The sequence below is a fragment of the Algibacter sp. TI.3.09 genome (assembly GCF_038154905.1).
In the GTDB taxonomy this organism is placed as follows: domain Bacteria; phylum Bacteroidota; class Bacteroidia; order Flavobacteriales; family Flavobacteriaceae; genus Algibacter.
The window spans coordinates 1,063,910-1,077,531 of sequence record NZ_JBAKAN010000001.1 but is presented as its reverse complement, the minus strand read 5'-3'; the positions used below and the strand labels follow the sequence as shown (position 1 = coordinate 1,077,531).

At 33.9% G+C, this 13,622-nt stretch carries 10 protein-coding genes and 1 tRNA gene; 7 read left to right on the top strand and 4 right to left on the bottom strand.

Annotated elements, in window-relative coordinates:
* The first annotated feature begins 366 nt into the window (after nt 1-366).
* The 5 genes from V6246_RS04300 (at nt 367) to V6246_RS04280 (ending at nt 7,251) form a co-directional block, all read left to right on the top strand.
* Nucleotides 367-3,564: a SusC/RagA family TonB-linked outer membrane protein gene (locus tag V6246_RS04300; RefSeq protein ID WP_341559121.1), complete on the top strand. Its 3,198-nt coding sequence runs from the start codon at nt 367-369 to the stop codon at nt 3,562-3,564.
* Between the two features lie 10 nt (nt 3,565-3,574).
* Nucleotides 3,575-4,933, top strand: a complete 1,359-nt coding sequence (locus V6246_RS04295; protein ID WP_341559119.1) for a RagB/SusD family nutrient uptake outer membrane protein — start codon at nt 3,575-3,577, stop codon at nt 4,931-4,933.
* 188 nt (nt 4,934-5,121) lie between these two features.
* Entirely contained in the window at nt 5,122-5,832 is a 711-nt protein-coding gene (locus tag V6246_RS04290) for a FadR/GntR family transcriptional regulator (protein ID WP_159020537.1), read from the top strand.
* Nucleotides 5,833-5,987: 155 nt separating this feature from the next.
* Nucleotides 5,988-6,758, top strand: a complete 771-nt coding sequence (locus tag V6246_RS04285) for an SDR family NAD(P)-dependent oxidoreductase (protein ID WP_341559117.1) — start codon at nt 5,988-5,990, stop codon at nt 6,756-6,758.
* Between the two features lie 58 nt (nt 6,759-6,816).
* The gene (locus tag V6246_RS04280) at nt 6,817-7,251 is read left to right on the top strand and encodes an RbsD/FucU family protein (RefSeq protein ID WP_341559116.1); all 435 of its coding nucleotides are present in this window, start codon (nt 6,817-6,819) and stop codon (nt 7,249-7,251) included.
* A 174-nt stretch (nt 7,252-7,425) separates the two neighbouring features.
* Here the strand turns inward: V6246_RS04280 and V6246_RS04275 are convergent.
* Nucleotides 7,426-7,510, bottom strand: a tRNA-Ser gene (locus V6246_RS04275).
* Nucleotides 7,511-7,763: 253 nt separating this feature from the next.
* Here V6246_RS04275 and V6246_RS04270 point away from each other — a divergent pair.
* Nucleotides 7,764-8,393 carry an NAD(P)H-dependent oxidoreductase gene (locus V6246_RS04270; RefSeq protein WP_341559114.1) on the top strand — a complete coding sequence of 210 codons (630 nt, stop codon included), beginning with the start codon at nt 7,764-7,766 and terminating at the stop codon, nt 8,391-8,393.
* A 150-nt stretch (nt 8,394-8,543) separates the two neighbouring features.
* On the top strand, nt 8,544-9,737 hold the full coding sequence (locus V6246_RS04265) for a DegT/DnrJ/EryC1/StrS family aminotransferase (RefSeq protein ID WP_341559111.1): 1,194 nt from the start codon (nt 8,544-8,546) through the stop codon (nt 9,735-9,737).
* Nucleotides 9,738-9,826: 89 nt separating this feature from the next.
* Here the strand turns inward: V6246_RS04265 and ribB are convergent, their stop codons facing one another.
* Genes ribB through V6246_RS04250 form a run of 3 tightly spaced genes read right to left on the bottom strand, consistent with a single transcriptional unit; the run spans nt 9,827 to nt 13,611 of the window.
* Entirely contained in the window at nt 9,827-10,987 is a 1,161-nt protein-coding gene (gene ribB, locus V6246_RS04260) for a 3,4-dihydroxy-2-butanone-4-phosphate synthase (RefSeq protein WP_445818985.1), read from the bottom strand.
* A 15-nt stretch (nt 10,988-11,002) separates the two neighbouring features.
* Nucleotides 11,003-12,967 (bottom strand): LptF/LptG family permease, encoded by a 1,965-nt coding sequence (locus tag V6246_RS04255; protein WP_341559109.1) that lies wholly within the window; start codon nt 12,965-12,967, stop codon nt 11,003-11,005.
* Between the two features lie 8 nt (nt 12,968-12,975).
* Nucleotides 12,976-13,611, bottom strand: coding sequence for a LolA family protein (locus V6246_RS04250; RefSeq protein WP_159020531.1), 636 nt, complete (start codon nt 13,609-13,611; stop codon nt 12,976-12,978).
* Between the last annotated feature and the right edge of the window lie 11 nt (nt 13,612-13,622).

Genomic DNA, 13,622 nt, shown 5'->3' with positions numbered 1-13,622 from the left:
ACGTTGGAGTAGAACTTAAGCCTATTAAGACTACTCCAACAATTTTAAACTTGCGAGGTATTTTTATATACTCGTAGTTTTTAGTACGCGTAACTTTTTATAGTAAAAACGAGATAAGTTTTAGTATCCTCTGATTTTTAGATAATTATATCAAAATTATATTTTGCTGTAACATTTTTTTAATATATATTTGGTACACCAGTTTGGAGCACCAATTTGGAGTACCAATTAAAAAAGCTTTTTAATCTTAAAATTATAACAATTAAACTAAAAATTTATGACCGCCAAAGTGCCAGAAATTATCTAATTAATTTCTCTAGAGCAATGTGTTTTACGTTGCATTTAACTAACTAAATAAAATAACCAATGAATTTAAAAACTAAACTATTTTTAATGTTAATAATGGTATTCAATATATCATTATATGCACAAGACGGGTACCAATTATCTGGTACGGTATCAGACGGGGCTAATTTACCTGTTCCTGGTGTTAATGTTATTGTGGCTAATACCACAAAAGGCACAGCAACAGATTTTGATGGAGGATTCCAAATTAATGTTAAAAGCGGAGATGTTCTTCTATTTTCTTATGTAGGCTATGTTTCGCAATCTATTACCATAACAAATCAAAAAACGCTTAATGTTGTTTTAATTGAAGATTCGGCACAACTAGACGAAGTTGTTGTAGTAGGTTACGGTACAACAAAAAAATCTCATCTTACAGGTGCTGTTGCAAAAATAGGAGGAGAAGATGTTGCTGCTGTGCAAACTTCGCGTGTAGATGAAGCCTTAGCAGGAAAACTTCCCGGGGTAAATATTCAAAACCAAAGTGGAGAACCAGGTTCAGATTTAAAAGTTCAAATTAGAGCGGGATCTTCGCTTTCAAGTAACTCCGATCCTTTAATTGTTGTAGATGGATTTCCAATTTCAGGAAATTTAGCAACAGTAAACCCAAACGATATTGAAAGCTTAGAGGTATTAAAAGATGCCGCTTCTGCTGCTATATATGGTTCATTAGGAGCCAATGGTGTAATTTTAATTACGACTAAAAAAGGGAAATCTGGTAAACTAAATTTTAGCTACAATGCCTATACAAGTACTTCAAGAAAGTATGTAAAGGATATCGACATGCTTAAAACTGCAGGAGAATGGGCTAACGAATTACAAACCGGTGATTACGATCTTTCTTTAACTGATCCAGGATTATTGGAATACAGATTAGATGCATACGCAAATGCACCAGATGTTGTGAGTATGGAAGATTGGCTTTTTAAGAGTGGTAGTTCAACAAGTCATGATTTTAGTGTAAGTGGAGGTTCTGAAAATATAAAAGCATTTGCTTCACTTGGGTATTTAAATACCGATGGTATTGTAAAAGGGCAAGGTTATGAAAGATATAACGGACGTATGAATATTGATGCGACTTTAAACGATAAGCTAAAAGCGGGATTAAGTATGAATGGGTTTTATGGTAACCAAGATATTGTACCTTGGGAAATGAGAGATCTTTTAAGATCATATAGTATTAGTCCTATTTACCATACACAAGCATCTATCGATTTTGTACAAGAATTGGATCAAAAAAGAGCAGCATTATACAACAATGGAGCTGGCTATACTGATAATAATTTTAGTAGATCATTCGACCAAGATTATAGAGGAGATTTAAGTCAAAATTATGATGCGCATAGCATTTATGATTTGCAACCAGGAGACGTTGTAAACGATTGGCATTATGGTAGAAACCAAAATGGTATTGGAGGAACAGGAGATGCAGGTGTCGCTTCAAAATTCGATAATTCACAACGTTATAAGAAAACGCTTTATGGTAATGTAAGTTCTTATTTAGAATACGAGCTTATGGAAGGGCTAAAGGTGAAAACTATTTTTGGAGCTGATTTACGTGATGTTAATGAGTATGAATATCATGGTGTATTATCAGATGGTCAACAACGTTCTACTTCATCTAGTTTAGATATGTCAGACATAAAAAAATCTACCATATTAAGTACAACCACTTTAAGTTATAACAAGTTATTTGCTGATAAGCATGATATTTCTGCGGTAGCAGGTATGGAATTTGTAAATACAAAATATACGGGGCTATCATCAAACGGAACTAATGTACCAGTTGGTTATCCTTTAAACTATTCTTATTTTAATGCTGAAGATGTTATTTCGAACAGAATAGATGAAACACAATCAAGACGTGGTGTTTTCGGTAGAGTAGCTTATGCTTACGACGATCGCTATTTACTATCGGCATCTGTTAGAAGAGATGGTGATTCTCGTTTTGGATCTAATGAAAGATTTGCAGTATTCCCAGCGTTATCTTTAGGTTGGAATGTACATAAAGAATCTTTTTTAGAAGATAGTGAAGCAATAAGTTTATTAAAACTTAGGTTTAGTTCAGGTTCCTTAGGTACCTCTTCAGATTTAGGTTCTTATAGTTCATTAAGTATTTTGGGAACGACACCTACCGCCTTTGGAACAGGTTTTTTAATTCCTGAGGATGTTACAAATCCAGATTTAACTTGGCAAACTAATAAAGAAACGAACTACGGTATTGATACTGGGTTTTTAAATAACCGTTTCAGAGTTAGTGTAGATTATTACACCTCTGATGTAAACAATATGCTAATCAATCAAAGTGTTTCTGAAGTTCTTGGTACACCTTCAATTAGACTTAACCGTGGAGATATTACAAGTTCTGGTGTAGAGATAGAATTAAATGCAAATATCATCCAAAACGATGGTTTTACTTGGAGTATGAATGCCAACTTATCTACGGTTGATACTAAAATTGCAAGTTTAGGTTCTGTTGATGAGTTACCGCGTCAAATTTATGGAGGACCAAGTGGAAGAGGTGCTGAGTTTAGAAACTATGTTGGTGGCGAACTTGGTGAAATGTGGGGTTATGAAAGTGCAGGTTTAGTTGAATCTATTTATATTGAAGATCCAACAAGAACTATTGGATATACCAGTGGCGTGCATTATGTAGTTGATCAAAACGAAGATGGCCAAATTACTTATGAAGATGATTATGTAAAATTAGGATCTGCGACTCCAGATTTTTATTGGGGTTTATCAAGTAATATGAACTATAAAGATTTCGATTTTTCATTCCAATTTCAAGGATCTCAAGGCGCAGAAGTCTATAATATAGATCCTATTTACTGGCAATCTCATTTCCGTGATGCTACAGCACCTAGTTTTGATCCTGGTAACGATGGTATTGCTGATAATAACGGAATGCATTATTTACAAACTAGAGATGTACATGGTTCAATGATTCAAGATGCATCATACATCGCTTTAAGAAACCTAACTATAGGATACACACTTAACCCAGATTTTATTAGTAAAATGGGTGTTGGTTCACTTAGAGTATATCTTGCCGCTACCAATTTGTTATATGTAATGGGTAAAGATTATACATCATTCAACCCTGAAGGGATAGAGATTGAAAACGATGGTTATGGAGGTCCAACGACTTACGGATACCAAGAAGGGGCAAGTCCAATTGTAAAAAGTTTTACTTTCGGTGTAAATGTTAATTTTTAATTAAGAGAAAATGAAAAATATAAAAACGATATATACAGTATTAGCAGCTATGCTGTTGCTAACAGCGTGTGATAATGATTTGGAACAATCACCTGAATTAGATTTAGAGGCAAGTAAATTGGTAGAGTTCGAACCGGTTTTAAATGCAGCATATTACTATCAAACAGGTGTTGCCATGCCGCAATTGGTTATGGGTGATTTTAGAGCAGACAATATGCTAATGTTAGAAAATCCGCATACTTCAATAGATACTTATGACTCCGATTTAGGAGGAGGCGATATGGCGGGAGCTTTTTTTAGTCCAGTTTATAGTAATTTGTATAAAGCAATTTTAAGTGCTAATAATGTTATTGAAAATTCATTAGATGCTACTCAAGTCAATGAGGCTAAATTTTTAAGAGGGTTGTCCTACTTTAAGTTAGTCATGATTTTTGGTGATGTTTCTGTAATTTTAACACCTCAGCCATCTGTAGTAGAGATTCCTGATGTTGATCTAACAAGACAACCAGTTGCCGATGTTTACAATAATGTTATCATTCCAGATTTACAAGATGCCATAGCAGGTTTAACTAATTCCGGATTAGCAACAGGTAGAGCATCTCAAATTGCAGCGAAAGCATTCCTTGGAAAAGTGTATATGTACAGAGGTGATTTTACCAATGCAACATCAACGCTAGCAACGGTTATTAGCGATGCCGCAGTTGAAGGTATAACTTTAGAACCTAATTTTGCTGATGTTGTTACGGATGTAAGTTCAGAAATCATTTTTGCAACTCAATTATCATCTTCAATTCCAAATGCCGATGGTACGTCGTCTTCATCTACATTTGTTGGATGGTTTGCAGGAAACGATACAAAATCACTTACACCTTTAGATCCGCGTTTAACAGCTGCTTTCGATGCTAGTAGTGCTACTGGCGGAGGTACAGATTTAAGAAAAGCTTTAACTATTGATGCAACAGGAGGTAAAGGTGTTAAGTACACGGGAGGTAATAGCGATCAAGATTTTATAGAAATGAGATTGTCTGATGTTATCCTAATGTATGCAGAAGCTTTAAATGAATCTACAAATGCAACAGGAGCGCAATCTGCAACTATTTTAGTAGGTTTAGATGCTATTAGAACTAGAGCAGGACTAACAACTTTAGTTGGTACAGCTTCAACACAAGCTGATGTTGATGTTGCTATTCAAAAAGAAAGAAGAGTAGAGTTGGCTTTGGAAGGGCATAGATGGTTTGATTTAGTTAGAACAGGAACTGTGGATGCCGAAATGGGACAAACTATTTCTAGTAACTACTATATATTTCCTATTCCAAGTACAGAAATTACTGCTACAAATGGTGTAATTACTCAAAACACCGGGTATTAAATTATAAGATTATAAATAAAAGAAATTAGTGTTGGATTAGTTGTATTAGGTTACCCGACCTGAGGGTGGAAGGGGAAGGGTAACCTTTTATTTTTCTAATACAGAATATAATATGTTTTGTTTTTGTAAATGGTATAAATTTAATAATTTCGCGAACCAATCTGGTGTACCAATTTAATTTGATTTATATGAACATAAATGTGCTTTCTAAAAATGAAAATCAAGAAATTACTAGTATCGTTAAAAAGCTAATCTCTCAAATAAGTGATTTAATAACTAGTAAGCATTTAGAACCAGGAGACAAATTACCCGCAGAACGTGTATTGGCTGAAAAATTTGATGTTAGCCGAAGAAGTGTAAGGGTAGCTATTCTTAAATTAGAATCATATGGGATATTAATCTCAATGCCACAAAGTGGAACATTTGTAGCAAACATTGGTACTATCGCCATGAATGGTATGGTAGAAGATATTTTAAGTCTAGGCATTCCTAATTTCAAATCATTGGTAGAAACTAGAATTTTACTAGAATTAAAAACAGTTAGGCTTGCTGCAAATAGACGTACAGATGCCGATTTAAAAAGAATTAAGAAGGCCTTAAATGCTCACAAGGCAAAATTATTGGCGAGAGAAGATGCAGTTCAAGAAGATTTATTGTTTCATTTAGCAATTGCAAAAGCAAGTGGAAATGTTACAATGAATGAAATTATGATTGGTATAACGCCTCAGATTATTGTAGATTTTAAAAAGTACCATAAAGATTATGATACTTTAGATGAATTGAGAATAAGAGAGCATACCGAAATTTATGACGCTATTGAGGATCAAGACCCAGATTTAGCCGAAAAAAGAATGAAAGAACATTTTAAATTGTTATACGAGTATTGCGACGTTAGTTAACACTGAAAGAATAAAATAAAGAACAAATATTCGTGATTAAAAGAACGATTTAAATCTTTATTTTTTCTACTTCCGCACTTGTATTGAATACATTAAAATGAAAATATATGAAACGATAATTTTAAAATTATCAGCTCAATCAATATAAGAATAATATGATAAAAGATAATAAATTAAGCGGAAAAAACGTACTCGTAACTGCCGGAGCTCAAGGTATTGGGGAGTCTATCACTAAACATTTTATTGATAATGGCGCCCATGTTGCTATTCACTATTTTTCTAGTGCAGATACGGCAAACAAATTAGTAGAATACGCTAAAAGCAAAGGTCAAAAAGCTGTTGCTATTAGTGGCGATTTAACAAAAGAATTTCATGCAAATTCACTGGTTGATAAAACAATAGAGGTATTGGGTGGTTTAGATATCCTTATTAATAACGCAGGTTCACTAGTTGCACGTAAAATGTTGAACGAAATGGAAGCTGAGTTTTGGCACAAAGTAATGGATATCAACATGACATCTATGATGTTTGTAACGCGAGCTGCAGCACCTTATTTGGCAAAAAACCTAAATAGTAGTATTGTTAATCTGGCATCACTAGCAGGTCGTAAAGGTGGGCATCCAGGTTCATTAGTTTACGCGACTAGTAAAGGCGCTATATTAACGTTTACACGCGCACTATCTACAGAATTAGGGCCACAAGGAACTCGAGTTAATGCCGTTGCTCCAGGGCTTATCCTTGGAACATCATTTCATAATACACATACAACAAAAGAATCAGCTGATGAAACAACGGCGGGTATTCCAATTCGTCGTGCAGGTAATGCAGCAGATGTAGCTAGAGCTGTTTTATTTTTAGCATCGGAGTATGATGGTTTTATTACAGGAGCTACACTCGATATCAATGGTGGTGTTTACAATATGTAGTTCTATTTTAAATCAAAAAAAATAAACCCTTATTACTAATTGTTGTAAAATATAATTTATGCTAAAAACGCCAGTAATACACCCAACAATTATGGAAGCGTTGGCGCGTTCGGGACATTTTGCACAAGTTGTCATTGCAGATGGTAATTTACCCGTTGGTGCCATGACAGGGCCTAACTCAACCACTGTACATTTAAACTTTAAACCAGGCTTGTTAGATGCTATTACAGTACTTGAAGGCATACTAGAAGTTTGCCCAGTTCAAGGCGCAATCGTTATGGAAAAGCCTGCTGAAGCAAATGCAGAAATACATGATGCTTATAAAAAACTATTAGGAGAAGTAACTTGGGATGAAATGGAACGTTGGACGTTCTATGATAAAATTAGAGATCCCAATACCACGTTAATTATTCAAACAGGAGAGCAACGCCGCTTCGCTAATTTAATATTAACGGTAGGTGTAGTAAAAATGGCGGAAGAAAGTAATTTTTAAAAGTCTTAAAATCAATAATAAAAAATAGAAACCCTCTACTTAATAACTAAAGTAGAGGGTTTTTTATATACCTATTTTTAATATAGAACCGTATTAAATAATAACCTAACGGTACCTCATATAATACTATAAAAAAATAAAACCTCGTAAACATAAAGCTTACGAGGTTCTTTGCGGAGAATGAGGGATTCGAACCCCCGGAGGTGTAACCCTCAACAGTTTTCAAGACTGCCGCATTCGACCACTCTGCCAATTCTCCTGAGTGCCTCATCAGGTTATTCCCTGAATGCGGGTGCAAATATAAGAGCCTTTTTCGATGTATTCAAATAAAAATAAAGTTTTTTTCAATTATTTTTAAAACTATTTTATAACCTATTCATTTTTAGACTAAAACAATAAAAATAAATTTTGAGCAATAATCAACAAAACCCATAACACTAACATTTCCTAGCTAATTCAAAAAAAACAAACTTATAAAACCTTACTTTTGTAGAACAATTAAGTAAAACTAAATGGATATTATAAAACAGTTGCAATGGCGTTATGCAACCAAAAAGTTCGACGCTAGCAAAATACTAACGCCAGCAAAGTTAAATACGTTAAAAGAAGCCTTTAACTTAACCGCAACTTCTTTTGGTTTACAAACCTTAAATTTAGTTATTGTAAAAAACAAAACACTTCGCGAAAGCCTGTTACCGCATTCTTACAATCAACCCCAAGTGGTAAACGCCTCGCATTTACTAGTAATATGCATTCAAGAAAACATAGAAGATAGCGATGTTATCAACTATTACAACAACATAAAAACCATACGTAACACGCCCGAAAGTATCCTAAACCCATACCGCGAGCAACTCCAAGGCATGATGCAGAAAAAAACTGTAGAGCAACGCCAAAGCTGGTCTAAAAACCAAGCCTATATTGCCCTTGGTAACCTCATGACGGTTTGCGCTATCGAAAACATAGACGCATGCCCAATGGAAGGTTTCATTCCAGCGCAATACGATCAAATATTAAAACTCGGCGAAAAAGGACTAAAATCCGTATTAATTCTTCCCGTAGGATATCGCGCCGACGATGATATGTTTTCAACCCTAAAAAAAGTTAGAAAACCAATTAACCAAACCATTATAGAAATTTAATATCTTTGGGCGTTACCGCAAGGGTCGGGCTTTCACTACTCAATCTTTTTGTTTTTTTAAGGAAAACAAAAAGGATTTCAAACAAGCCGTTCAATCCCTAACGCAGAAGTAACCGTCCAACATAGAATAAAAAGATAAAACAATAACAATATGCCAGGATTCGAATTATTTGGAGAATTAGAAAAACAAGAAGTAAACGATGTTTTAGACAATGGCGTTTTAATGCGCTATGGTTTCGATGGTATGCGTAAAGGGCATTGGAAAGCCAAAGCCTTAGAAAGCGAACTGCAAAATACCTTTCAATCTAAACACGTACAACTTGTATCAAGCGGTACAGCAGCTGTATCGGTCGCTTTAGGATCTGCAGGTGTTGGAGCAGGAGATGAGGTTATTATGCCAACCTTCACCTTTGTAGCTAGTTTTGAAGCTATAATGATGTTAGGTGCTATTCCTGTTTTAGCAGATATTGATGATACTTTAGGTTTAAACCCAGAAGCTGTAGAAGCAGCCATTACACCAAAAACAAAAGCCATTATGGTGGTTCAAATGTGTGGTAGTATGGCAAATATGGATGCGCTTAAAGCAATTGCAGAAAAGCATAACTTACTTTTAGTAGAAGATGCTTGCCAAGCGATTGGGGGAACTTTTAACGGACAGCCATTAGGTAGCGTTGGAGATCTTGGATGTTTTTCGTTCGATTTTGTGAAAACCATAACCTGTGGAGAAGGTGGAGCCGTAATCACCAATAACGAGAAATATTATACCAATGCTGATCATTATAGTGATCATGGTCACGATCACGTTGGTAGCGACCGTGGTGCAGAAACACACCCGTTTTTAGGATACAATTTTAGAATATCAGAATTACACGCTGCTGTAGGTTTAGCTCAAGTAAAACGTTTACCAGAATTTTTAGAGATACAGAAACGTAATTTTAATATTATACGTGAAGCTTTATCAACCATTCCAGAAGTTGTTTTCAGAACCGTTCCAGAAGGTGGTGTAGAAAGTTGCGCGTTTTTAAACTTCTTTTTACCAGATTTAGAAACTTCTAGAAAAGTAATAGAAGCCTTTAAAAATGGAGGAGTAGATGCGTGTTGGAATTATTTTGATAACAACTGGCATTACATTCGTAAATGGGATCATCTAAAGAATTTAAAATCGTTGTTTCCTATCTCTAAAGAAGTAAAAGAAGGATTAGAATATCTTCAAACAAGAACATTCGAAAAATCTGATCATTATATTTCAAGAAACATATCATGTTTAATAAAACTTTCATGGACAGAGGAGGAAGTTAAAGAACGCGCAAATAAGATGGCAGAACTCATTAAAAGTGTATTATAAGCTATAAATACAATATAGAATAACACAAACATAAAAAAGGCTTTAAATTTTAAATTTAAAGCCTTTTTTAGTTCAATTAATTTGTGAAATTAATACTTCACATAATCAACAATCTCTAAACCATAACCAATTAAACCAACACGTTTGGTTTGTTCGGTATTAGAAATTAGGAGTAGTTTATGTATGTTTAAATCGTGTAATATTTGAGCACCAATTCCAAAATCACGGTTGTCCATATTTATTTTTGGAGCTTTAGTAACCGATTCACCATTTTGATTATCTTTCAAAAAAGCTAATCGGCATAAAATATTCATTGATTGCGATTCTTGATTTATAAAGATAATAGCACCTTTTCCTTCTTTATTAATAACATTAAACATGTTTTCTAGTTGTGCATCTACGTTGTTAGTAAGCGTTCCTAAAATATCGTTATTTATAAGTGTAGAGTTTATTCTGGTTGGTACCGCTTCACCATCCGTCCAAGAACCTTTAGTTAAAGCAATGTGTACTTGGTTATTTGTAGTTTGTTTGTAAGCTCGCAACCTATAACTTCCAAAACGTGTTTCAATTTCAAAATCTTCTTTTTTCTCAATTAAAGAGTCGTGTTGCATTCTGTAAGCCACTAAATCCTCAATAGAAACAATTTTAATATCGTGTTTCTTAGCAATTTCAAACAGTTGTGGTAAACGAGCCATGGTACCATCTTCGTTCATAATTTCCACAATAAAACCAGCGGGCTCTAAACCTGCTAAACGTGCAAAATCAATAGCAGCTTCTGTATGTCCGGTACGTCTTAAAACACCACCTTCTTTAGCAACTAATGGAAAAATATGTCCTGGTCGTGCTAAGTCATGTGGTTTTGTATCTGGATTAATCAAAGCTTGTATCGTTTTAGAACGATCTCCTGCCGAAATACCAGTAGTTACTCCATTACCACGTAAATCTACAGAAACCGTAAAGGCAGTTTCCATAGGGTCTGTGTTATTGCGTACCATCATACCTAAATCAAGTTCTTTACAACGAGTTTCTGTTAATGGTGCACAAATTAAACCACGACCATGTGTAGCCATAAAATTTATTACTTCTGGAGTTACTTTTTCTGCTGCAGCAAGAAAATCACCTTCGTTTTCTCTGTTTTCATCATCAACAACGATAATAACTTTTCCATTTCTAATGTCTTCAATAGCATCGTGAATGGTATTTAATTTAATATCTGGATTAGAAGCTTTGCTCATAGGTTCTGTAATCATTTTTTATAAATAGTGTTACTTTAAAGAATCTAAACAAAAACGTTTTAAGTCTTCTTTTAATTTATCATTCAATAAAGGGTAAGTAATCATGTAAAGCGGTAATCCTAGAATAAGTAAACCTACGTTAGGACGTCTTGCTTTTTTGTTTATATAGTTGTAAAAACTATTCAAATTTAAAATAGATTTTAAATAGTAAATAGTATACAGCGCAAAGGATACAATACTTAATTGTATAGAGGCTGTAGCGAGTGGTAATAATTTATTGTTTTTAAATACGAAGAAGAGGATAAGTAATACAGCACCTGTTCCATAAAGAAAAATAGCAAATTTACTATGGTCTTTATAATCTTTTACAATCTTTTCAGAGGCATCGTATTTACTATCAATTGTTATTTTGTTAGCTTCTTGTAACTCTTTAATGCTTTGTCCGCGTTCATTTAAAATATTAAGCGCTTCGTATCGGCAGTTTTCATCGTGACCTAAAGCTTCATAATTTTTAACCACATCAAGAAGCTCTTCGTTTTTATAGCCGCCTAAGAATCTAAAATCTACGCTATCTTTTTCTTTTATTTTGAATAATTTTTTAAGCGGTTCCGTAATACTTCCTAAATCGAAAATACCCTTATCTGCTGTGGCACGTTTGGTTAAATATACACCTAATGGCAGCATAATAAGAGTAGAAAACCAACTAGCCAATACAGGGTTGAAATCACCAGTTTTGGCAGAGTTTGTAGCGAAAATACCAATAAAATGATAACTTAAAAACAGTAAAATAGCAATTACCATTGGCAAACCAATACCACCTTTTCTAATTAACGCACCTAGTGGAGCACCAACGAAGAATAGAATAATACAAGCTATACCGAGAGCGAATTTTTCGTGGAACGAAATAATGTGTCTATTAAAGTTGGTTTTAGCTATTTTATATGATTTTACTTTTTGAGATATAGTTTGTTGTGTACTTGCCGCACCTTTTAAGGTAAGCTCTACCATTTTTATTTTATCCGAAGTTTCAAAAACATCTAGAATAGGGCCTGTGTAAATAGTGTCAATATCTTTTTTAGTATTTCTATAAACCTTATTAACGCTAGAGCGATTAATTAAATTTTTAGCTAGACCAGCATTCTCGTTTTTTTGCTTAACAATTAACGAGTCCATAGCCGTATTTAAATCCACAACATCAAGCATGCTGTATTTATCGGTTTGAGATTGCTCGTCCATATCGACCTCATTAAGGTTAGATAAATCGATATTTATAATATACTTTTCAAAGGTACTTTTTGCAAAAGGTTTTTTGTCTTTGGCTTTTCTATTTTTACTAGCGATATCACTGTAATAGTTTCCGTCGAATAAAATTAACTTTAAAACATTAGAATCTGGATCACTAGCCAATTCTCCAGTTTTCGACTTAATAGTTGTTGCATTTGTACGACCGTCTGCTGCTTTTAAATGGATGGTAACGTCATCTAAATACTGATCACGATCACCATGTTTTTTAGCAAATTTAATATTGTAATTATCGACCTGATTAAACTGACCTTCGGCGAGTAACATGGCAGGTTTCATTTTGGCAATATTTCGTCGGAGATTGTACGAGTTAACTTCGGCCCAAGGAATAACGTTATTCGCAAAGAAAAAGGTAAGAATACCAAGACCTACAATAAAAACACTTAAGCCAGACATGGCACGTTGCAGTGAAATACCTGTAGACTTCATGGCAGCAAACTCGTAGTTTTCTGCAAAGCTACCAAATACCATAATAGATGAAAGTAAAATGGTAAGCGGTAATACCAATGGTATTAGCTTAGGCATAAAATAGATTAAGAACTTAAAAATAACGCCTATTTCTAAGTCTTTACCTGCAAGTTCTTTAATGTATAGCCAAATGGTTTGTAAAACAAAAATCAGCATGAGTATAATAAACACGCTGAAAAAAGTTTTTAGGTAAGTTGTTAGTATGTAACGGTCTAATATTTTCAATGGAATACCTAATCTAGTTTATTGATATAATAGTCTGAATACTTATTCGCATCAAAGGTAAATAAGGTTTTCGATAAAGTCTCGTTTGTTTTAAAAGAATTAACAGTAAGAGTCGTTTTCGTATTATTTTTTCCGATTTGAATTAAATTGTAAATGTTTTTAGTTTTAGAATCTATACCTAATAAAATGGTTTTAATTTCAGAACTAGAATCAATAGGCGTTAATTTCACGTATTGAATTTTTCTACCATTCATGTTTTGTTCAATATCTAAAGCGTAAGTATAGCCATCTTCGTAAAAAGATAACATTTTACTTGGTGTAATGGCATCATTCTCATCATCATTTTCTTCAGAGATGGTTACTTCTTCATCTTCTGGGCTAATGCTGTACAATGTTTTACCATCGAATAAACGGGTAATACCTAAAATGTTTAATTTATAGCGATCACCTTGCATGATCACGTCGCCTTTAGTCACTTGTTTTAAATCTTCAGCAGTGTTTTCTAACACATACTTAAAATCTATTGAAATGTTATCGTAACTTTTTACTTTTTGAGAGACTTCATTCAACAGTGCTTTTCCTTTGTTTTGAGCAAAGGCGTTAACTGAAAGGGTAATTAATAAAAGTGCAATAATTTTCTTCATTTTCATTTTAA